Genomic DNA, 23,401 nt, shown 5'->3' with positions numbered 1-23,401 from the left:
TGAAAGATGAGGATGTGCTTATATATGAAGAAAAAGTCGAATCACATGATGATGACCTGCATATTAACCGCGGTGATTATACTTGCTGGATGCGGCAATAAACAGGTGACCGATTCTGGTAACACGAAACCTGTATCTGATCCGCCTTCTTCCAACGCCTCCTCCCCCTCCGTGCCAAACACGGAGAAAAAAGAGACGTATGAGATTGAAGTGGCTTATGTGGACCCTGAATTAACACAGGTTAAGACCAAAAAATCCGAGATTACCTTTTCGGATAATGACGAAAAATATACACAAGCGTTTGATGTGTTACAGCACTCGGATGACCCGAATTATATTTCGTTATGGAGTGACATTGGGCTTGAATCGCTGGAGTATCAAGACGGGAAGCTTACGTTAAACATTCATATCCCGGATGAAGCGAGATTAGGTTCAGGCGGGGAACTTCTCTTCTTGGATGTGCTACAACAAACTCTGTTCCAGTTTGAAGAAGTTCAGAGCATTCAGTTGCTTGTGGACGGCAAAGAAACCGAGAGTCTGATGGGCCATGTCGAGCTGGAAAATCCAATAGTACGCGAAAAAGAGTAACATGGAATATATCTAAGTTAAGTTGCTTCTATGAACGCTATAGTTCAAGCTGGTAGAGACAATTCTATACGAAAAGCCAATGAAAAACCTTGCTGCGTTATCGCTAGCAAGGTTTTTTGAAGTACCGATCTACATAATACTTTTTGGCATCATCACATCACATCACATCACATCACATCACATCACATACATGTTTTGTCTTTATTGTTCAGATGATTCTAATTCGATTGGAATCTTGCCTTTCGCCTCAAGTTGACCTAACAGTACCTGGATGGCAGCAAGTGTGTTGGGCTCTTGTTTACCATACACTGCTAGGGCTGATCGTACATTTTCCACATGAAGCATCTCATACGGATTGCCAAGGGATAACAGTGTATAACGAAGCTTCCTCTCATTCATTCCGTTGATTAACTGCTGGAATTCGTTCCAACGCACCTCGCTCCCCACATTGCGGAATTGATATGAAGCAAGGAGTACATAATCTGTTTTGTTTAGCGCTTGAATAATGCTCTTCATATTGTTTGAATTCAAGATGAACGTCTCCGTTTGTATGGATACGTTACCTCTCGATTGCTTCAACTGTCTCTCAAGTTGCTCCGCCTGCCCGGCATCCGATGCCACAATCATCACCCGATCACCAGTACGAATGGTATCCACGCTTTTCCCATCCTTCCCGGCCAGAACAGTAACGGCACGCTCCGCGATCGTACGTTCAATCTCAAGATGGCCTTTGGAGCCGATGATGTCTTTCAGCTCACGTAACTTCTGAGGAAGCGATGGGCTCGGTTCGAACAAATTGTACTTCGATTTTATTGTCAGAATACGTTTTACCGAATCGTGCACTCTCTCCTTGGAAAGCTGACCACTGTTCACAGCATCGATTAATGCCTGATGGGCAGTAGTCACATCTTGCGGCATGAGAATAATGTCTACACCCGCCGCCGCAGCACGTTGTACTGCCTCGGCTTCACCAAAATGATCGGCAATACCTTTCATCGTGAAAGCATCGGAAATGATCAGACCTTGATAATTCAATTCTTCTCGAAGCAATCCGGTCAGCACCTTACGAGATAACGTGGCCGGAATTGGTACCTGAGTACCGTCCTTGCGAGAGATCACCTGCTCTTTGTCGATCGTCGGGAACGCAATATGTGCCGTCATGATCATATCCACACCATGTTCAATAGCAGCTCTGAAAGGAGCCAATTCAACCGCGTCCAGCTGTTCACGAGTATGGTTGAGCACAGGTAGACCAAGATGTGAATCTACAGCAGTATCTCCATGGCCTGGAAAATGTTTCACTCCCGCAATGACGCCCGATTGCTGTAATCCCTTCATTAAGGGTATACCCAGTCGTGTTACCAAGTCTGCACTTGAGCCAAATGAACGAATCCCTATAATTGGGTTGTCGGGATTACTATTGATGTCCAGCACAGGCGCAAAATTAACTTGTATGCCAAGTGCTTTTAACTCTTCCCCCGTAAGTTGTCCCGCTTGTTCTGCCAGAGCGGGATCTTTGGTTGCGCCAAGTGCCATCTGTCCCGGAAGATTCGTACCGCCAGGTATGCGACGGACTACTCCACCTTCCTGGTCAATCCCTAGAAAGAGTGGGATGTCACCACTCTGGTTCTGGATATGATGCGTGAGAGTGGCGAGCTGTTGCGCATCCACAATATTTTTTTCGAAAAGAATAAGTCCACCCAAATTATGGTTCTGGATTCTATTTTTCAAACCTTCATTCAAGGTGGTGGTCGCATTGCCGTTCCATTGTCTGATATCGGGCATCAGCATCTGTCCCACTTGCTCACTAACCGTCATGTAGGAGATAAGCTTGTCCCAATCCTTGGCCTGAATCGCGATTTCACGTTCGAAACGAATAACACGTGCCATAAATACAGCATACTCTGCTCGAGTCACCTTGCGATCTGGTCGATATGTGCCATCGACATAACCTCCGACTAACCCGTTCGAACTCATGATCTGAATTGGAGCGGATGCCCAATGTTTGTCTGTGTCTTTCCAGTTCGCATGCTGAGAACCCTGTTCCAGCGGATACGCTCGTGTTAGAAAAGCTGCGGTTTCGGCCCGGCTAATCGGAGTATTCGGTCGAAATGTTCCATCCGGAAAACCACCCGCTAATCCGTTTTGCTCCGCGATCGCTATCTCACGATAAAAAGGATGCGTTGCTGGCACATCGACATATTTCATATTTTTTACCGGCTTCTGAAGCTGGTCAGGATAGAGCTCACGTACCAAGAAGGTAATGGCCTGTCCTCGGGTTACTGAGGTTTGTGGTTGGAACTTCTTATTCCCGTAACCTGCTACAGTTCCCCTTTGTGCCATATATTCGATGCCATCTACGGCCCATTTCGAATACTGAAGGTCATTAAATGTACTTTCGGCCTTGGCGCTCCCCACCCAGATCAACATGAAGCCCATAGCTGCCGTGAGCACCTTTTTATACTTGATATGCAATTCTGTTCACTCCTGTTCAAGTTCATCCATGTAGGATTAGACGCAAACTTTTCCACTTAGTTGCTCGTTCATTATTTGGAAGCGTTACCTATGTAATGTATAGAGGGCTTAGATCATACATGATATAATCGAATTCACATTCATTTTTTGGTGTACCTAAAAAATATCTGACATCATTTTCGGATAAATAAGAATTTGGAGAAGTCTAATGTTAATGATTAATATCGTGCTAGTCATGTTTTTGTTGGGTCTCCTGCTCGGTTTTGTTGGTGCGGGCGGTTCAGGTTTCATTATCTCAATCCTCACGGTTGCGTTTGGATATCCGATTCACGTAGCTCTGGGAACAGCGCTTGCTGCCATGTTTTTCTCCTCGCTCTCGGGTTCGATCAGCCATTACCGTGAAGGCAATGCTGTCCTTAAAACTGGGGTTATCGTTGGACTTTCTGGAGCAGCTGGTGCTTGGGTAAGCTCAGGCTGGTCCTCCTATATTCCGGAAGAGCGGCTGGGCATGCTGACTTCACTGATGCTTTTTGCGTCAGGACTTGCTTTGTGGCTGCGTTTAATCCTTGTATCACGTCACCATACGGACTCGCGCATTGAGAAAGTTATGCTTGAGAACAGCTTTCGTTATTGGGTATACGCGTTACTCATTGGGGTCTGCACAGGTATGTTATCCGGTCTGTTCGGTATCGGCTCCACTCCGTTTATTCAGTTGGGCCTAATGCTGCTGTTGAATATGCCAATGCTCTATGCTGCCGGAACCACCATGCTGGTGATCATCCCTATCGCTTTAGCTGGGGGAGCGGGATATATGAAGATCGGTTATCTCGATGTTCAATTGCTACTGCTGGTTGTCATAGGTACGATGTCCGGTTCATATGTCGGAGCGAAGTTCACCAAACGTGTGCCTGCATTCTGGCTAAAAGTAAGCATGGTTATAACACCTATGATTGGAGCTACCATCCTGTGGCTCTAACCTTATAATATACATAAATATGTATAAGAATAAGAAAGAGCGTTGTTCGTTAACAACGCTCTTTCTTATTATATTGTAGGATTGTAGGGATCATTGGAGTATTTGTGGGAGTGTGCCTTCCCTTCAGTAAGTCATGCTTTTACCTTGAAGATTCTAATATCTACCCCGTCCGCAGTGGAATATCCCTCACCAATGAAGGCATCCGTGTTCAGAAAAGACAACGCCTTGCTGTTTGTGATCATCCGAGGAGAGGTGCGAAACAGTCTACCACCATCACTCTCCCCGATGTAACCATTATTCTCAATATAGATCTCACAGGACTGTCCCATGTGATCCACTCCCTGCATCATATATCTCGCTGAGAGACTGTGACGGCCTCCACTTTTTGCAATAATTTGTGTATCCACTCCACCCTCAAGCAAGTTCCCCTCAAAATAGGTACCGGAGACTCGCCCTCCAAATGTAATCATCACAACCGACTCACCATCCGTATTCTGCAGTTCGATTGAATTTTCAATCTTCACATGCACGGTGAACAGTTCCTCCATGTCTAACTCAGCCGTCATGTATCTTCATCCTCTCTGCCGTCTATTCATAGGGGAATAAGATTATCCAAAAGCCTCATTGCACTTTACCCAGATTCACCAAATTCACATCTGACAACGTAATTATTGTATCTACTTGTTCATTACCTGTAATGTTACCCATATCGAATACGATTCGGCTGTTCGCATAACTCGGCTCAGTTGCTTGAAATGTAAATGTATATTGTTGTTCTTCTGTCGTCAGATCCATTTGATTACCATAAAATCCCGTCCACTTATAGTTTGCCGGAATGTCCACCCAGCCAATGCCAACACCGAGCTTGCGTGCCTTAGTCGCTTTCGCTTTAAACGTTAGCTTATAGGTGTAGTCCTTTTGCATGGAAAACCCTTCCTGAATCACCTGCCGGTCCCATGCTTGATCTCCGACTTGACCAATCTTTACATGCAACTGCTGGTTCTCGGCACGAATCATCAGATCTTCTGGTTTATTACTCGCTGAATGAGAGAACCAACCTTCTGTTCCTTGCGCAAAGTCACCATTTTTAATCAAGTTGACATGTACGGGCTGACCACCCTCGTTTGCCCCCGGATTCACTTCAAACAGCATCACATTCTGAATAGATACTAGATGCTCAGCTGCTGGCTCAGCTGAATTGCCCAGAACGAATTTTAGCATAGCTGCATTATTAGCTGTCTCTCCCATGGTAAACGTATAAGCATATTGCTGCTTCGTTGTTGTCAGTTCTGCTGTATCGTCCATGTATATCTCTGTATCATTACCTGCCTTCGTGACTTCTACTTGTATAGATTTGGGTATCGATGATGATGCGTCAAAGCTCATACGATACGTCTTGCCAGGTTCAAGGTCAAGCGGTCCTTGCTGTAAAATGGCTTCCCGCCCGTTCCCGGTGATTTCCGGTAGAGTTACGCTGATTCCATGGTCATTGCTGTACGTTGCCGCGATTACATCCGGGATCAGTGTCCAGTTCGTAGCATCGGTGCTGAGTCCACCATTATTCACTTTACTCTTGGAGATGTCGAGCCAGCGTGTATTATACTCGTTCCCCTCAAAATTCACATAATAGATCTTACCAGCTTGTAAGGAAACCGCTGGAAGATATACTGTTTTGTATGTTTGCCAGCCGCCCGTATCTCCGAGCAAAAGATTAGAGCTTGCAACGACTTCATTTCCCTCATCCCGGATCGTAAATCGTACTTTGGATTGCTCTTGTGCACTTGCCATTCGTGTAGAGAAAGCATACAGCCCATCCTGTGCTACGTTGATTTTGAATTGAAGCAGGTCGCCTTCATCCATGTAGCTGACATGTTTACCGCCTTCATCCGAGTTTTCGAGCTGTAGTCCCTGCATTACATACGCATCAGGAGCAGGGATATGAGCATAATTTTGGATGGATACCGGTTTCCCACGTTTCGTCAGACGCACATTGTCAACAAAAACCTTACCTGAAGTGGCCCCGAATAAAAGCTTTAATTCGGATGTTGCTACCGCTTCACCTTCACCGATCATAATCTCACCGGTGTACGTTCTCATTTCTTTTCCTAATTGAATCTGCTGCCCTTGATGAACCTGTACGTTGTGCCCCTCATCAGTAGATAACCCGATATCCATGATCCCTGTGTGATCTGCCTTGGCATCAAAAGAGAACCCGTAAGTCGTATTCCCTTCCAGCTTCATGCCAGACTGAACAACAGCAACTTGTTCCGGCTGTGCATTCGTTTTCTTCACGTCTACAACGAGCTGTCTCTCCATAATCGGGAACTTCAAGAAGTTGTTGACTGATACCTGTGCTTCTGCTCCAGGTTGAATCTCTGTGTTCCAGAAACCCAGTCGTTGTTTTCCTTGATCAAATGTACCGTTAAATACATAATTGCCATCTGGCAGTGCTTTGCGCTCAACAGGAAGCGGATCAGCTTCACCGATCTCCGTCAACCTCACATTGGCCAACAAAACTTCGCCTTCATTCAATCCCAGATTAAATTCAAACCTTGCATTGTTGTCTGTACCACTCCGCATGTTGAATTCGTATTCGTACGGCTGCCAATCTGTTGTCACCGCAAAAGCTTTCTCTTCAGAGTAATTGGTCCAGCTTTTCTCAAATTGAGTGACTTTAGAGCGGATATCCCGATTAGCAGAAGCTTTGGCATCAAACTGAACTTTATATTTCTTGTTCTTCTGGATATACATTGGCATCTGAGTTAACTGCACTGCATAGGTTTCCGTTCCTGCCTTAGTAATGGTTACTTTAGCAACTTTTCCTTTTGCAGCATCTTCTACAACTTCAACCTTACCCTCTCCACCAGCATTTGTAATGAAGTCCCAATCAGTAGGAACACCACTTGCATCCACCCCTTGGGTGAATTGTTCATTATAGATCTGGTTACCATCTGATTGAGGGGCACGCTGTCTTTCCGGCTCTATTGGATGAGTAGTCACATCTGGCCATTGGTCCATATTTTTATATGAATACACGCGTACAAAATCAACATTCATCTTATCAGAAACAAATTCGTTCTCGGGCGATCCCGGCCAGTCTCCACCCACCGCAAGGTTGAGGATGAGATAGAATGGACGATCGAACGGTGCAGGGAACGTATAACTCTCAGGCTGTCCTACGGCCGTTGTTTGCCAGTTGTTCACCTGATGGTGCAGCTTGCCATCCACATAAAAGCGAATCATGCCAGGTAACCATTCCACCTGAAAATCGTGATATTCATCGGCAAAAGATTCACCTTGAGGCAATGAAAACTTACCTTGATCATGACCGTGAGAGCCATCCGCTTTCTTGGAATCATAGTGAATCGTGCTGTAGACCTCGTGATCTCTATTTTCACCGCCGATCAGCTCCATAATGTCTATCTCACCAGACGCGGGCCAGCCTCCGTAATGGGCTTCATCGGTAGGCATCATCCAAATCGCTGGCCACATCCCCTGTTGCACGGGAAGCTTAGCTCTTACGACCACTTTTCCGTAGGTCCAGTCACCTTTCTCCTTGGAAATCAGTTTGCCAGAAGTATAATTTTGATTACCTCTCTGCTCCCTCTTCGCTTCAATCTGCAATACATTTCGATCGTCGTCTTTCACGATTCGTGTGTTATTCGGGCTGTAATATTGCAATTCGTTATTATAGACAAGTTCCGTATCTTGAACCGTCCATTTAGCTGTATCTACAGAAGGTCCATCGAATTCATCATTCCAAACCATTTCCCACTGCTCATCTGGAATCGTAGTTGCCGGGATTGGTTTCTCGCCTGACGGTGTTCCCGGTACGGATGGCGTCTGACCACCTGGATTCGAAGATCCGCCACCATCTGTATTGGAACCATGGCTCCCACTGTTATTACTCGGAAGAGTAGATTGTGGCTGCTCGGGTTGCCCGGTCTCCGAAGCCGTGTCATCACTATGACGACCAGGTGTAACCGCTTTCCCATTAAGCGACACGTTTGCCGCATTCACGTCTAGCAGTCTGATTTTACCTTTGGACGTAATAGACGTTTGAGCGGCTTTGCTGTTCACTTGTAAGATTTGAATTGTACTATCTGAGGACAAGTCCATAGTAGCCTGACGTTCAACGATCAATTCTTCAACCTGTGTTGGTCCCGTCATCTGTACATGCACTGGACTGGATCTTTTGTCTACTACCATCCGATTCAACTTGGAGTTATGGATCTGAATCGAATGACTTCCTCCACCCTTGACGATGACACTTCCGGTCACAGTTACGCCGTCGAGTGTCACTGTCCCTTCCCCAATACCTTCAGCGAGCAACAAGTTGCCATGGACCGTTGTATTTTTCAGCGTCACATCTGCTGACCGTACAATCAGATTCCCTTCTACGTTGGATTGATATGTGCCCGGTTTGTTCTGAATACCCGCTACTAGAGACGATAGAATCGTAGCCGCTTCTGCTCGCGTGATGTTGGACCTCGGTGTAAGTTTACCATTGTATCCGTTTACAATTTTGTTGTCTATGAAGTATTTGATTGCTTGCCGAGCATAGTCATCTACGTCTTTCTCGTCTTTGAACGTGAGATCCGACGTTTCATTCTCACTGGCTCTTGACAGCTGAAATGCACGATCTGCCATGACTAGAGCATCCTGCCTCGTAATCGGAATCATTGGTGACAGGTCTGTTTCATCCGTTCCTTGAATAATGCCTGATCCGCTTGCTCTTGAGATTGCATCATAGTACCAGTTTTTTTCACTAATATCTGTGTATGACGCCGATCCAGGGCCTCCTGCAAATCCGAATACCCGATCAAGCATTACAACAAATTCGGCACGGCTGATACGTTCACTCGGTCTGAATGTGCCGTCTGCATAACCTTTAATGAGCGCCATATCCTGCATACGCATCACTGCATGTTCAGCCCAATGTCCCTGCAAATCTTTGTACGGTGCCCGAAGCAGGCTTGACGCCTGCTCCTGCTCCGTTACTGTTTGCTGCTTCATCTGTTCTGCCCCGACTACGGCCGGAGCTGCCAGTGAAATGATCATGCTTCCTGCTACGAGACAAGCCAACCCTTTTTTCACTCATATTCCTCCCTAGAATGTGTGGTCACTTGCAGGGCAGTACTACTCTTTTACTGCCCCAATGACGATACCTTTAACGAAAAAGCGTTGTAAGAATGGATATATTACCAAGATCGGCAATGCCCCGATGAAAATCTGAGCTGCGCGAACCGTACGTTGGGATACATTCTCCAACATGGATGGGTCCACATTGATTTTACTAAGATCTTGCTGAACGATAATGGTTTGCAATAAGGATGCAAGCGGATAATTTTTGACATCGGACATGTAGATCATGCCGTCGAACCAAGAGTTCCACTGACCTACCATCGTAAACAAGGATAATGTAGCAATCGCTGGCATGGACAGCGGTATGTAAACCAGCGCCAACGTTTTGATATGACCTGCACCATCCAGATAAGCCGCTTCTTCAAGTTCCTTAGGCAGTCCACGAAAGAAGTTCATCATCAAGATGACATTCCATACAGACAATGCTCCCGGCAGCACCAGTGCCCAGATCGTATCCATCAGACCAAGCTTTTGGATCAGGATATAACTCGGGATCAGACCGCCACTAAACAGAATCGTGAATACAAAGAACCAGGTGTAGATTGAACGGCCTTTGAAGTTAATGTCTTCCTTCGATAATGGAAATGCCGTAATCAGCATAATGACCATACCAATGACGGTTGCGATCACCGTTCGTTTGAACGAAACGAGCAAAGAATTGATAAAGTTTGAATTACCAAACGTTTTGACATACGCATCTGTCGTAAAACCAATAGGCCAGAAACCTACGAGATTCGATGAGGCTGGTGCCATGCTGCTGAAGGAAACGGCCAGGATATGAATAATAGGCAAAATGCAAAGCAATGATAACACGCCAAGGAAAATATAGTTAGCAACGCTGAATATCCGATAACCTTTTGTTTTGTAATACAAGCCCTTTTCTCCTCTCTAGAACACGCGATAGTTCGCTAATTTGTAAGCCATGCGATATGAGATCACGATCAGAATCGTTGCTACAACGGATTTAAACAATCCTACAGCCGTTGCAAAGCTCATCTTACCGTTCAGGATACCAAGTCGATATACGAAAGTGTCGATAATGTCGCCTTTATCGTATACAAGCGGATTGTACAGGTTGAATACCTGATCAAACCCTGCATTCAAAATATTTCCGATGGAAAGTGTCATGAGTACAATCGTAATCGGCATCAGTGCAGGAATTGTAATATGCAGCGTTTGTTTGAATCGATTCGCTCCATCCACTTCAGCTGCTTCGTACAGCGCCGGGTTAATGCCGGACAGAGAAGCCAAGAATACAATGGTTCCGAAGCCGAATTCTTTCCACACATCACTAACTATCAGTGTTATCCGAAACCATGTTCCATCTCCTAAGAAAAAGATCGGGTCACCGCCAAGTGCAACAATCAGTTTATTAACCATACCGCCCTGCGGCGAAAGAATATCAAGCAATATCCCGCCCAAAATTACCCATGATAGAAAGTGCGGAAGATATACAAGGGTTTGACTGACCCTTTTAAAAGCGGTTAAACGAACCTCGTTCAACAAAATAGCGAACAGAAATGGCGCTATTAATCCCGCGATAATTTTGAAAAATGCAATGACCAACGTGTTCCAGATGACCTGGCCTACGTCAGGATATAAAAATAAATACTTGAAGTTATCCCAACCTACCCATTTGGATTCGCTAAATCCGAGATACGGTTTAAAGTCCTGAAAAGCAATCACAATTCCGCCCATTGGTATGTACTGAAATACAATAGCCAGCAAAACTGCGGGTACGAGCATCATATGCAAGGACCAATTCCGTTGCATATTCCAGCGTTGTTTCACCTTGGTGGCTCGCCGCTTGCGAGGCGTCTCTAACGTATGTTCCTTCACCCCTACATCCCCCATGTTCTAAAATTTGTATTTTACAAGTGGATCTGAACTTGTATATTAAAATTATAGCAACGGTTAATAGCGATCTATATCCTAATATTGCAACAACGATAACAATATTTTAATGAGTTGAGGAGGTTGAGTCTTGTTCGCTCGTCTGAATGTCTTTACCAAAATTACGCTGCTGTTTGTAGCGCTGCTTGTCCTGGTTTTGTTCCTCTACACCTATTCGAACAGAGAAAGCGTGCGTGTCATTGAACACGAAATTCAGAACAACACCATGAATCATCTGTCAACCTTTGCCGACTCCGTCGAATCCAACATTTACCAATTGTCTCTCTATGGGATGTCCATTGGTCAAGATTCTAGCATTCAGGAATATCAGCGGCCTGATTACAAAGATGTACCCTACGAACGTGTCAAAGTGGGAAGCGCCATTCTAGAGAAAATGAATCTGTATAATGCGGCCAGCAAATGGCATTCAACAATCACACTTTATTTTCCAAGGTTGCAAAAAGCTATTTCCACAGATTATTATGCTTATATCCCGTATAGGGAGGATGATTTCTCCAAACCACTCTCGAAATCTTGGACATATACGCAGAATCAATTTGAGTGGTACACTACAGAACCAACGACAGCCATGGATGCACCCGACAAGTCCAGACTGATCACCAAGATTAGCTTCCCTGTACATCATCTGACGACCATGCTGGATCAGAACAAATTAAATAATAAAGGTGACCCGTTTATGTTCCACCCCGAGATGGGTTTAATCAGTAACACTAGCGGGAATGAAACTCTTACATCCATTCTCTCCAAACTGAGAGAGTTGAACTTACAGGAAAAAGGCGGTTTCACGACAACGCTAGACCATACTGAATATTATGTCTCGTACATTCAGTCTCCCAGTCTTGGATGGTACTATGTGGACTATGTACCTATGCAGCAAATTTTAGGGCCAATCACGAGCAGTCGGAATCTTTTCTACGCCTCCATCGCAGTTCTGATCGCTATGAGCGTCGTTGTATTATATGTTCTGTATCGCAGCGTTCAGCTTCCATTGCTTCAACTTGTGAAAGGAACTAATCGTCTGTCTACTGGTGATTTTTCTGTTCGTTTGAACTATACCTCACGTAATGAGTTTAGTTTATTATTTGCACGATTCAACATCATGGCACAGCGGATTCAAGAGTTGATCGAGAACGTATATGAGGAGCAACTGAGAAGACGTGAAGCCACACTGAAGCAACTGCAGTCCCAGATTAATCCGCACTTCCTGTACAATTGCCTCTTCTACATCAAAAATATGGCAAGAATGAAAAACGAAAAAGCCGTTGTGGCGATGGCGCTTAATTTGGGTGAATATTATCGATACATAACCAGATCGGAGAATGATGAAGCTACGTTAAAAGAAGAGCTGACGATGGTCCAAAATTACTTGGAAATTCAGGCCCTTCGGCTGGAACGAATGCATTTTACGATTGAGGTACCCGATGATATGCTGCATAAAACGTTACCGCGTCTAACCTTACAACCCATCGTTGAGAACGCTATCATTCACGGCATTGAGCCTCGGACCGAAGATGGACATATTACCATAACAGGCCATCATGAAGGAGAAATATGCACGATATCGGTTGAAGACAGCGGACGAGGTATGAGTGAGGATCAGATGCAAGAATTAATCCATAATCTTCACAAACCGCTCGATGGCAACATGGGATGTGGAACTTGGAATGTTCATCAGCGTTTGTATTTTTTGTATGGTGAAGATGCGGGTCTGAGTTACGAGCATTCGCCTAGCGGTGGAGTTAAAGTGAGCATTACCTGGTACAACAATATCAACAAGTAGGTGAAGTACATGTTACAAATTTTGTTAGTCGATGATGAACGTTCTGTTGTGGAAACGCTAGCGGAGACCATTCCGTGGGAAAGCTGTGGAATCGGTACGGTACATGAGGCATTATCCGGCGCCGTGGCGCTTGAGATTATGGAGAATCACGATATTGATATTGTGATTACCGACATTCGTATGCCGGAGATGTCCGGCATTGATCTGATTACGACAATTCACGAGAAATGGCCGCATGTGCAAACGATACTCCTGTCCGGATTTGCCGACTTCGAATATGCCAAACAAGCGATGGCTCAGGAGAGCTTTGACTATTTGCTTAAACCTGTGAGTGATGAAGATCTGATTGAAACGGTACAACGACTTGTGGACCGGATCAAGCAAAAATGGGAAACAGCCGCTTCATATCAACGAGCTTTACATGCGTTTCAAGACAACTTGCCTCTACTGCAGTCTACCATGCTCCATGAATTGCTTACAGGCAAAACCTACTCCCCTTCTGCTCTTGCTGATAAGCTGGAGTTACTGGAACTTCCCTACTTGGTTGGTGAAGAAATGGGGATGCTCGTGATCCGTATGGAAGAACATCTGACCGAGATGGCCGATTATGATCTGTCGCTGATTCAGTACGCAATCTGCAATATTATTAGTGAAGTCATGCAGCATCATTTTCATATCTGGCACACGCGGGACGTCCATGATTATCTGGTTGTACTGGTCAGTGTCAAAACGGGTAACACGTACAGCACGAACAAAGAGGAGAAGCCTCAAGCCCTGCTGGAGCAGTATGCAGCGCAGATTCAGACGAACGTTCAGTTATATTTGAAAGGGGCCATCTCCATCTCCGTCTCTCACTGGGGCAAGTTCCCGAATGAGATTGGTGTGATGTATGAGAGTGCTGTCCGGTCGATGCGTAAGCATATGGGACAGGCACAGGGTCTGTTTATCACCGCTTCAGATGATAAGGATGTTCACCCGTTACCAGCTATTCGGTCTCTTTATAAGCCGCCAACACTGATCAGTTTGCTCGAAGCCGGACGCTTTGATGATGTGGAACAGAAAATTGAGGTCATCTTCAATGAACTGCTCGAATCAGGACAACATCATGATATTGCTGAAACAATTATTGAGGTCTATCATGCTCTGGCTGGAGCCTTTGCTTATATCATTCATAAGAACGGTAAACAGATTTCTTCGGTCCTGCCTGCCGAAACGTATAAATACTTTCAGGCTCCAAACTACGCTACCGCACAGCAGTTGAAAGACTGGTCGCTCCGCACACTGCATTCAATCAGTGAAGACGCAGAACAGGAGCTTAAAGACAATCACAGTACAATCGTTCGAAGTGTAAAAAGTTTTGTGGACCTGCATCTCGCATCAGATGTCTCCTTGCCAGCAATCGCAGAGCATGTACACTTGCACCCCGTATACTTGTCGAAAGTGTACAAGGCAGAGACTGGAGAGGCGCTGACAGCCTATGTCTATCGATTGCGGATGGAAAAAGCAGCTTACTATTTGCGCTCAACCAGCGCCAAAGTGTTTGAAATAGCCGAGCTTGTCGGCTACAACAACACAGCCTATTTTATTCGAGTATTCAAGAAGTTCTACGACCTGACACCACAAGAATACAGAGAGAATTTACCTGTTTAAATGAACAACGTTATCAATGTCTGATAGCAAATCACTAGCTTTTATATCTATTGAATTCAATTGAGTTATATCAAATGGTTAACGTAACAAAAGCCTCACTGGACTTTACTCCAGCGAGGCTTTTGCTATTCATGTTATTATATGCCTGTATTCCTGCTTACACTACTTGCCACTAGTTACGGATTGATACCACTCATTAACTTCTTGCGTATTTTGATCTCCACCAGAAGACTTCCATTTCTCTACGAACGTATCGAATGCGTCGATTGAAGCTTTACCATAGATGATCTGAGAGAATGTATCTTTTTCCATTTTGGTCAAGATGTCGTTATTCATCTGCATAGACATGGTTGGAGCACCTGTGAACATCTGTTTTAATGCGATATCTTTTTGATCCAGAACAATCTTGGCCGCTTCCACCATTGGTGTCGGTACGCCAGACTTGAGTTTTTTCTCGAAAGGTGTTGTTGCTTCTTCACCGTTAGCAAACTTCGCAAGCGTAGCCATGTTCAGACTCGGGATACGTGCACCATCAAACGTTAATGTGTATTTCTCAGGTGCATAACCGCCTGTCACACTAGCATCGGTTGTTGGTGTGCCGTCTTTCATTGCCCAGTCATATCCTTCAGCGAAGCCATATTCGAATTCATCACCTGCTTTTGGATTGGCAAAGTGATCAAATAGATAGTTTTGATATGTGAAAAAGACTTCTGGGTTCTTCATATCTTTGCTGATCAGAATTACACCGTTGTCATTCGCGGTACCACGTCTGCCTGCCTTGCCATCAGGTCCAGATGGAATCGGGTAAGCTTTGTACTCCGCTTCCGGATTGTTTTTCTTCACATCTTCGAGCGGCCATGACGGCATCCAGTGAGGGCCGACAACAATCCCCGCTTTACCTGCTGTGAACTCTTCTGCCGCTTTGGTTTCATCATATACACCGGCTTCCTCCGGGATATAACCTTTGCTCATCCAGTCAGCAAGTGTTGCCAAAGCTTGTTTTGCTCCAGGGTTTACAGAGCCGTACTCCAGTTTTCCTTCTGCGTTCAGATTCCACTGATTTGGCATCGTGCCGTAGGCTCCGAAGATCCAGCCAGCGTCAGACATCCATGTGCTCAACCAGTTTTTGAATCCGATGGTCAGACCGTATGTGTCTTTTTTACCATTGCCGTCCGGGTCTTTATTCGTAAACGTTTCCATAATCACTTCAAGATCAGCCATCGTTTCAGGCGCTTTCAAATTAAACTTCTTCATCCAATCCTCGCGAATCCACATCACTGGATCACTATTGTAGGAGTAATCCAGAATCGGAATACCGATCCGTTTACCATCCTGCATGTACGGATACCATACAGCAGGATCTTCATTCACAGCGGCTTTCCACGTATCACTTGCATATTTATCGAATAATTCGCCAGCATCAATGAACTTGCCAGTTTCAATTAACTCACGTGCCAGATTGAAGTCGCCGCGATACGAGATAATATCCGGCATATCTGCATTGGAAGCAAGCGACAAGCGCAGTTTCGTTTCAAACGCATTGTTAGTGGACGGTGATACCCACTGATTTTTTAATTCGATACCGAGTTTGTCTTTAGCCCATTTGGTATGGACGTTGTTATCCTGATCTTCTCCCGATTTAAACTTTATTTCTGGTCCCCATGGGCGTAAATAGGTGACACTCACCGGTGGATCATACTTCCCATCTTTCATTTCGAGTGCTGTACTTGGAGTGCTTGGCGCAGCTTCTTGACTTGACCCACTGTTACAACCGCTTAACACTGCTGTAAGCGCCAACATTCCTGCTAAGGCGAAGCCGCCAACCTTTCTTTTCTTACTTGTTCTCAACTTGTGTGTCCCCCTGTCTATGTAGTGTTGTTGTCTACAGAGTCCATCATAATGAATGCTCACAAGCATGCCCATACTAATATTACAACATTTATTGCAATAATTTAGGATATTAAAAAGTGAATACGGATGTTGGATTAGTACAATCTCGCTGTTCACATTTATCACTTGTATGGATCAGGGGGCAAAAACTTCCGGGTAATCACTTTTCCAAGCACTCATGCAGCCAATCAGACAGAACTTAACACAAATCATCACACTGCTGTTCTCATCGGTTTCATATTCAACGGATATATTCATACTGGACTTGCGCCATGCCAGATAAGGCCCACTTCCTCCAAGCCAGTCACCTTGTTCATAGATATCCGGTTGACCATATACATCGATCCAATCGTCAGGTGTTGCATTCATCGTTAACCCTTTGGGCAGTTGTCCGGGGAACGTTTTCTTGATCCGATCGTCCGATCCCGGTGCAAGGAAATGAATGGCTCCAACGATCCACTCATCGGTAGGGAAATCATCACGCCCCGTTAACGTATTGATTTTGGGAGAGCGATAAACGTCAATTCGAACCGATGCTTTGACAGACCAGATGATATCATCATGAAAAGGTCCCTCTGGTTTCGTCATTCTCTTCACTCCAAAAGGCTCCATTAAGGCTTGTACCTGTTTGGCATCATATAATTGACCTAAAAGTTCAATTAACTGTTCGGATGATTGATTTTGTTTATGATCCATGTTTCTCTTCACCTATCCATATCCTCTCTGCATATCATTTTAACTCCTCTTTCAACTCATCATCTTACGTCATGTCCGTTCTGTAAAGTATGAAAAAAATAAAAAACAGAGGAGCTTAGATCAAGCTCCCCCTGTTCATACATGTATTCCATTTTCGCAGATCGGATCATGAAGTTTTTTTAATTACTTGTATACCTCACCCAATCATACTCTGCGTGTAGTGGATTAGCTCCGTTATATGATCCAAGCCAACTATCGACACCGATTCCATTCCAGATGTTCATCATAATTTTTCCTGGTGTCTTAGGAATATTCGTTGTAGCTGTATGTTTCAGCACACCATCTACATACCACTTGATATGTCCAGGTTGCCAATCAAATGCATACGTATGGAATCCCTGGGAAGCATCAAAGCCTAGATTTATAATTTTTTCATGCCCTCCCACGCCATTCGTGTAATAGTTAAATTGCACTTTTGTCGTATCTTTGCCGAGGAATTCAATATCAATCTCATCCCATTGTGTACCATCACTAGGACCTGTGTATGTGAAGAATGAGGATACAATTCCTGTGTTCTTGGCTGGTTTCATGCTTACTTCATACAGCCCATAACTATATTTATTCGTAGACCGGTACTCTCCGCAATCAAATTTGTTGTTCGAAGGACTGGTCAGGCTCAACCGCAGCTTGCCATCATTCGTGAAATTAGCATTGTTTGCTCGCCATGTACAGTTAAACATGGAACCGTTAGAATAACCGTCCGCCTTCTGCCAAGTACTTGCATTGTGATACGTCAGTGGTTCCCAAAACACCCACCCGGCGAAAGCGCTTACCGAAATAAATAACGAAACCACACCTGATACCATTAATGTAAAACATGTTTTCCTTTTCATCCTACACCTCCATCAATGATTCCAACCGTGTAAACGAACGAACAACACCATCACTCCTTAAATTGAACGATCAGTGATGAGTTTGTCACTATTTATAAAACGCTTACATGGTTGGTATTTCCATTTTATCTAGTTGATAATGAGCCAACTATAGAAAAGTTTAAAGATTTCATATTCACATTTAAAGATAACTCCCTTCTAAAGAATATGTTGTTCAAAAAAGACCTTTCGTTATGAAAGGCCCCGTTATTTAGTACGTACGATTCGCAATCCCTGATCGGGACCAATCCCATTCGCATCAAATTTTCCTGGATATGAAATCTCTTCTGTATTTACACTACTGACCCAGCCGCCTCCCTTGCTGACTCTCCAGGTGTTGTCCGGGGTTTCCGGATGTTTGTGCCAGTCCCAGCACCACTCTCTCACATTGCCGGACATATCAAAAATCCCTAACTCGTTTGCCTTTTGCTGACCGACTGGCTTCGTTTGATTCCGATTATTTTCGATTGCAGGCCAGTTCCAGTCTCCTGTTAATGGTTTTTCTCCGGCATTCATCCAGTACCATGCCACTTCATCTGGATTGTTGCTTCCGCTATAAGTAAAATTCTCACTCTTTTGTCCGCCACTTGCGGCATATTCCCATTCTTCTGCCGTAGGCAGACGATATCCATTCGCATCTTCATTGATGGTTACAGTCCATTTGACATTATCATTTTCATTCTTATTATTCGTATCCATGGTTTCTTTATCAATCGTGTAATAAGGTTTCAGGTTTTCCTTAATGCTACGTGCATTACAGTACTCGATTGCATCGTACCAGCTCACCCGTTCAACGGGTCGTTCTTCACCCTTGAAAGCGGAGGGATTGTCCCCCATAACGTCAGCCCATTGCTTCTGGGTCACTTCATATTTTCCAATGTAAAAGTCAGACAATGTAATACCTTTGCCGCTATAACTGGTTTTACTGCTTTTGAATGCCCCACCCTCTACCAACACAAGATCATCGCTCACGGTGGAACTGCTGGCTGCCGAACATGCACTTAATCCAACAACAGCTGCGATGAGTAGAAATACCATCCACTTTCTCATCTGGAAGTCTCCTTTAAAACGGAAATTGAGAGCAAGACAGATCCAACGACCTGCCTTGCTTGAGTTTGCCTTAGCCAATTAAATTGGTAGCGCTTACCAAACAGTCACGTTTGAGCTACCGCTACTTTGGTATCCTTCGGTTGCCATAACTTGATAGGACCAGCTGTTACCCAAGTACATTCCTTTGCTCGCCCACGCATTTACGTGGTTCTGGAACGTAATTTGGGAGTTTACACCGATTGGACGTTTGGATTGTCTAACACTCCAGTATTGCGGGAATGTTGAATACCCATCAATGGATGGCTGATTGTATCTCATCGTAGTATAGATGTCATACGTACCACCGTCACTGTTTACCGTCCCTTTATAAGTTCCAGTCGGGCGGTATGTGCCCCAGTTATCTACTACGTAGTATTCAATAAGTGCATTCCGGGTCCAGCCATAAAACGTCAGATAGCCATTGCCGGAAGGTGAAAATACACCCGCGTTGTAGTTAACCACACGATTAGGTGTGCCGTAAGTCCAGCCTTTACCAACGACAAAATTCCCTGTGTTTTGCCAGTTTACGCTGTAATTACCACCAGAACCGTTCACGGCATTGACGTAACCCCCACCATCTGTCCAGTTCTGCCAGTAATCAGTAGCACCTGTAGTAGCTGCGAACACACCTAAACTCATAGAAGCTGCAAGAACAACAGTCAACAATTTTTTGCCGAATTTGAACATAGTGAGAAACCTCCCAATAATATATTTTATTTGTCTTCTCATTTGAAGAGACGCTGTGAGAAGAGATATAGATCATTCTTCCACACAGGCCAATCATGCCCTCCGCTCTCTTCATACCAAATATGAGGTATACCTTGTTGTTTCAGATACTCATGAACATCAGCACTAATCTGAATAAGATTATCTTGATCTCCACAAGACAGCCACAACAAGGATAGAAGTGACGATGTTTCAGCAGGATCGGGTACAAGAAACTCTGGCGATTTAGTATTGGGTGCTGCGGAAAAAGCACCGATCCATGTAAAATGGTCCAGGTTACGAAGGCCAATATTTAAGGACTGACCTCCTCCCATAGACAAGCCTGCAATGGCTCTCCTATCCCTCGTTTGAGCTACTGGGTAGCAGGACTCTATATGTGGGATAAGATCCTGCATGAGATCCGATTCAAACCGTTCAAAAGCACGAATTTTCTCTGATTCAAATAAATCGCCCTCTGCCCGATCATTAGACATTGCACGCCCATTCGGGCAAACGACAATCATGGGCTGAATGAGGTCATCAGCGTAGAGGTTGTCCAGGATGATTGCTGGAGAGCCATGGGTATGCCACTCCTTCTCATCCCCTCCAATTCCGTGCAGCAGATAGAGTACAGGATAAGTCATTTCCGAAGAAAAACATGGTGGCAGATATACCATCGCTTTACGCACGTTGCCAACCGTTGTGGAATTGTACTCTATCGTCTCTACCACACCATGTGTTATGTTATCACGATACTGGTCAAAACCAGCCGATGCTGAAGCTATCATTGATCCTACTCCCTTCACGGTTAGCATGGTCCTCTAGACTTCATACCAGTTCTGTTAATCAACGTATCCAAAACCCAAGATAGTGAACCGCTTGTCCTCATGGCCTAGAGCCATGTCAATCTCGATAACATGTTCATCGACTTCTTCATGACTAAGAAGGATCATGACATGGCAATGTGTCCAGTTCACCTGATGTGGATCAGCCTCTTTGGCCATTTTGCCATCCACCTTAATATGGGCTGTGCCGAATATTTCGTCGCCTGAGTCTTTGAAGATTAAAATGAGACGACTACAGCGTAAATGTAGTTTAAACCCATTGTCACCTGCTGTTTCGTCACCGATGTACATCCAATTATTTGGAAAAAGCGCCGTAGCATTTGCATGATCGTCCATCTCTGCCATCTGCAGATCAGTATCCGTGTGACAGAAGTTGCCTGTGTGAATATGGGCAATCTGTTCTGCGTTCTTCCGATCCAACAGTTTAACATTCATATAATCGTTCCCGATGATCGGCAACTTTTTGAGTTCATTCACTTCTTGGTCCAGATCTGAACAGTCTGTAACACGGAACAGATTAGCCAGTGCATCAGCCATAATTCGATGGCCTGTATTGGTGGGATGATAGATGTCATGAAAGTACTGTTCTTTGGTTATAACGCGACCCTCGTCTTTCGTCTTCTGAAATTGCTCAACAAGGGCATCCTTCATACTCACCATGGGCAGATCATAATGAAACCCTACTGGTGTAAGACGATCCTGAAGATTCCAATCGTTTTTAAATACACTGAAAAGCAGGATGACCGCTGGATCGTTATCCGAAGCAAGCGCTTTCAATACTAAGCTCTCGTAACAATTTCCACGTGTCTCATCATCAGCATCGTTTACCGCAAACTCAACAATGACAATGTCCGGCTTCACGCTACCATCACGAAGCACATCCCGCTCATAACGTATGACGCCTAATTCTGAGGGCGTCCCGCCTACACCTGCCTTAATCAGCTGAATTGCATTGCTGTTCAAAGGAGTGAACATTTTTTTGAAATGTTCATAGGTATGATAGGCATAATTTTGGAGATGAATCGGTGTTGCACCAGCGCCATGAGTAATAGATCCCCCGATAAATGCAATAGTTACATGTTCACCTCGTTTGGCCTTCTCGATCGCTTGCTTCAATCTGACATTGTTCCCTGAACTCAGGAGTGATCTGTCGATCATGTCAAGATAAGCAGGTGAAGCGTAATCGAGGTCATCCTCACTGGGTGAAGTCGCAACACGATCAGGGTCACGCGGTGCATGGATTCCTTGAATCTGATCTACATCTCCTGAATCGTCAATCATACTACATCCTCACCACCTTTCAGTCAAAAATGACACTCAAAGTGTTGCTTGTGAAGAACCTAAGCTTGAATGATGTCGAAATCAGGCGGTTCTTCTCTTCGAGTGTAGCCCTTACATAATTTAACAGCAACCTGATAAACTATAGGACTTGACTAAATATATCATGCGTAACACTAAATGGAAATAGATGGTATAATACACCTATAATTTTCCATGTAAACGCTTTATTTTGAGTAGTATCATGAATGGTATACTTGCAAAATATAAGGCATTATCACAAGGAGGAGCCCATGAATTCAATCCAAAAAAGTGCTTATGATACAGGTGCTTATGTCAATCGGTTTTTACAAGTGGGATATAGTGAGGAAGAAATCAACGCAAGACTAAACCAGACGTGGAATGAACTATTCTATGGGGATGAAGATACTCGAATCTACTATCCTGTAGGCGAAGATAAAGGGTATATGCTAGACACAGGTAACGACGATGTTCGTTCCGAAGGTATGTCCTACGGCATGATGATGGCTGTGCAGATGGATAAAAAGGAGGAATTTGACCGTCTATGGAATTATGCACTTACCTACATGCAGCATTCCGAAGGACGATACAAAGATTATTTTGCATGGCATTGCAAGCCCGACGGAACTCGGTTGTCTCCAGGACCTGCTCCTGACGGTGAAGAATTTTTTGCTATGGCTTTGTTTTTTGCCTCCAATCGCTGGGGAGACGGCCCCCCACCTTATGACTACAAAACTCAAGCCCGGAAGATTCTTCATGCCTGTCTGCATCAAGGAGAACAAGGTGAGGGAGACCCCATGTGGGAACCGAGCAATCGGTTAATCAAGTTCATTCCAGAGTCACCTTTTAGTGATCCATCCTATCATCTCCCCCATTTCTATGAACTGTTTGCGGAATACGCCAACGAAGCAGATCAGACATTTTGGAAAGAAGCTGCCGAGTCAAGTCGCGCTTATCTGCGTACAGCCTGTCATCCCGTAACCGGGCTTTCGCCCGAATATGCCAATTATGATGGGACTCCAGCCCCCATTCAGCCGCATGGTGATTTCAGGCATTTTTACAGTGATGCTTATCGTGTAGCAGCTAATATTGCACTAGACTGGTCTTGGTTCCGCAAAGATCCTTGGCAAGTGCAACAATCCAATCGAATTCAAGCTTTTTTCAGTGACATCGACGTATCAGATTACCGTAGATATACGATTGAAGGTGTGCCTTTTGATGAGCCAGCTCTGCACCCTATAGGTTTGCTGGCAACCAATGCGATGGCTTCACTTGCAGCGGATGGTCCTCATTCCGATTTCTTCGTTCATCTGTTCTGGGAGACACCACTCCGTCAGGGAAAACGACGCTATTATGATAACTGTCTTTACTTTTTTACGATGCTCGCCTTAAGCGGGAAGTATCGGATGTATTAAGT

Annotated in this window: 17 protein-coding genes; 5 read left to right on the top strand and 12 right to left on the bottom strand. The window is 44.6% G+C overall.

Annotated elements, in window-relative coordinates:
• Positions 1–24: 24 nt before the first annotated feature.
• A complete protein-coding gene (locus PQG66_RS05945; protein ID WP_272036111.1) occupies positions 25–588 on the top strand; it encodes a GerMN domain-containing protein in 564 nt (187 codons plus the stop codon).
• 201 nt (positions 589–789) lie between these two features.
• Here the strand turns inward: PQG66_RS05945 and nagZ are convergent, their stop codons facing one another.
• Entirely contained in the window at positions 790–3,063 is a 2,274-nt protein-coding gene (nagZ, locus tag PQG66_RS05940) for a beta-N-acetylhexosaminidase (RefSeq protein ID WP_272036109.1), read from the bottom strand.
• Positions 3,064–3,271: 208 nt separating this feature from the next.
• On the opposite strand from nagZ, the gene PQG66_RS05935 reads away from it, so the two are divergent.
• A complete protein-coding gene (locus PQG66_RS05935) occupies positions 3,272–4,039 on the top strand; it encodes a sulfite exporter TauE/SafE family protein (RefSeq protein WP_272036107.1) in 768 nt (255 codons plus the stop codon).
• A gap of 131 nt (positions 4,040–4,170) precedes the next feature.
• Here PQG66_RS05935 and PQG66_RS05930 read toward each other — a convergent pair whose 3' ends face one another.
• From PQG66_RS05930 to PQG66_RS05915, 4 genes are read right to left on the bottom strand one after another with little or no spacing between them, the layout of a single operon-like run.
• Entirely contained in the window at positions 4,171–4,605 is a 435-nt protein-coding gene (locus PQG66_RS05930; RefSeq protein ID WP_272036105.1) for a DUF3237 family protein, read from the bottom strand.
• Between the two features lie 55 nt (positions 4,606–4,660).
• On the bottom strand, positions 4,661–9,136 hold the full coding sequence (locus PQG66_RS05925; RefSeq protein ID WP_272036103.1) for a carbohydrate binding domain-containing protein: 4,476 nt from the start codon (positions 9,134–9,136) through the stop codon (positions 4,661–4,663).
• 42 nt (positions 9,137–9,178) lie between these two features.
• The gene (locus tag PQG66_RS05920) at positions 9,179–10,057 is read right to left on the bottom strand and encodes a carbohydrate ABC transporter permease (RefSeq protein ID WP_272036101.1); all 879 of its coding nucleotides are present in this window, start codon (positions 10,055–10,057) and stop codon (positions 9,179–9,181) included.
• A gap of 15 nt (positions 10,058–10,072) precedes the next feature.
• Positions 10,073–10,957 carry an ABC transporter permease gene (locus PQG66_RS05915; protein ID WP_442955040.1) on the bottom strand — a complete coding sequence of 295 codons (885 nt, stop codon included), beginning with the start codon at positions 10,955–10,957 and terminating at the stop codon, positions 10,073–10,075.
• A 211-nt stretch (positions 10,958–11,168) separates the two neighbouring features.
• On the opposite strand from PQG66_RS05915, the gene PQG66_RS05910 reads away from it, so the two are divergent.
• Together PQG66_RS05910 and PQG66_RS05905 are read left to right on the top strand one after the other, a co-directional pair.
• The gene (locus PQG66_RS05910; RefSeq protein ID WP_272036092.1) at positions 11,169–12,878 is read left to right on the top strand and encodes a sensor histidine kinase; all 1,710 of its coding nucleotides are present in this window, start codon (positions 11,169–11,171) and stop codon (positions 12,876–12,878) included.
• 9 nt (positions 12,879–12,887) lie between these two features.
• Positions 12,888–14,528 carry a response regulator gene (locus tag PQG66_RS05905; protein ID WP_272036089.1) on the top strand — a complete coding sequence of 547 codons (1,641 nt, stop codon included), beginning with the start codon at positions 12,888–12,890 and terminating at the stop codon, positions 14,526–14,528.
• Between the two features lie 162 nt (positions 14,529–14,690).
• Here PQG66_RS05905 and PQG66_RS05900 read toward each other — a convergent pair whose 3' ends face one another.
• The 7 genes from PQG66_RS05900 to PQG66_RS05870 form a co-directional block, all read right to left on the bottom strand.
• A complete protein-coding gene (locus tag PQG66_RS05900) occupies positions 14,691–16,328 on the bottom strand; it encodes an extracellular solute-binding protein (protein WP_272036513.1) in 1,638 nt (545 codons plus the stop codon).
• A gap of 225 nt (positions 16,329–16,553) precedes the next feature.
• Complete coding sequence (locus PQG66_RS05895; RefSeq protein ID WP_272036087.1) at positions 16,554–17,114, bottom strand: hypothetical protein; 561 nt, start codon at positions 17,112–17,114, stop codon at positions 16,554–16,556.
• Positions 17,115–17,293: 179 nt separating this feature from the next.
• A complete protein-coding gene (bglS, locus tag PQG66_RS05890) occupies positions 17,294–18,007 on the bottom strand; it encodes a beta-glucanase (protein WP_272036084.1) in 714 nt (237 codons plus the stop codon).
• A gap of 246 nt (positions 18,008–18,253) precedes the next feature.
• Positions 18,254–19,096 carry a formylglycine-generating enzyme family protein gene (locus PQG66_RS05885; RefSeq protein ID WP_272036082.1) on the bottom strand — a complete coding sequence of 281 codons (843 nt, stop codon included), beginning with the start codon at positions 19,094–19,096 and terminating at the stop codon, positions 18,254–18,256.
• A 93-nt stretch (positions 19,097–19,189) separates the two neighbouring features.
• The gene (locus tag PQG66_RS05880; protein ID WP_272036080.1) at positions 19,190–19,822 is read right to left on the bottom strand and encodes a glycoside hydrolase family 11 protein; all 633 of its coding nucleotides are present in this window, start codon (positions 19,820–19,822) and stop codon (positions 19,190–19,192) included.
• A 38-nt stretch (positions 19,823–19,860) separates the two neighbouring features.
• Positions 19,861–20,628, bottom strand: coding sequence for an alpha/beta hydrolase (locus PQG66_RS05875; protein WP_272036078.1), 768 nt, complete (start codon positions 20,626–20,628; stop codon positions 19,861–19,863).
• Positions 20,629–20,682: 54 nt separating this feature from the next.
• Positions 20,683–21,966, bottom strand: coding sequence for an SGNH/GDSL hydrolase family protein (locus tag PQG66_RS05870; protein ID WP_272036076.1), 1,284 nt, complete (start codon positions 21,964–21,966; stop codon positions 20,683–20,685).
• A 290-nt stretch (positions 21,967–22,256) separates the two neighbouring features.
• Between PQG66_RS05870 and PQG66_RS05865 the strand changes: the two genes are divergently transcribed.
• Entirely contained in the window at positions 22,257–23,399 is a 1,143-nt protein-coding gene (locus tag PQG66_RS05865) for a glycosyl hydrolase family 8 (protein WP_272036070.1), read from the top strand.
• The last annotated feature ends 2 nt before the right edge of the window (positions 23,400–23,401 follow it).

Origin of the sequence: Paenibacillus sp. JJ-100, assembly GCF_948329825.1 — a bacterium.
Lineage (GTDB): Bacteria > Bacillota > Bacilli > Paenibacillales > Paenibacillaceae > Paenibacillus.
This window is presented reverse-complemented; position numbering and strand designations above follow the sequence as displayed.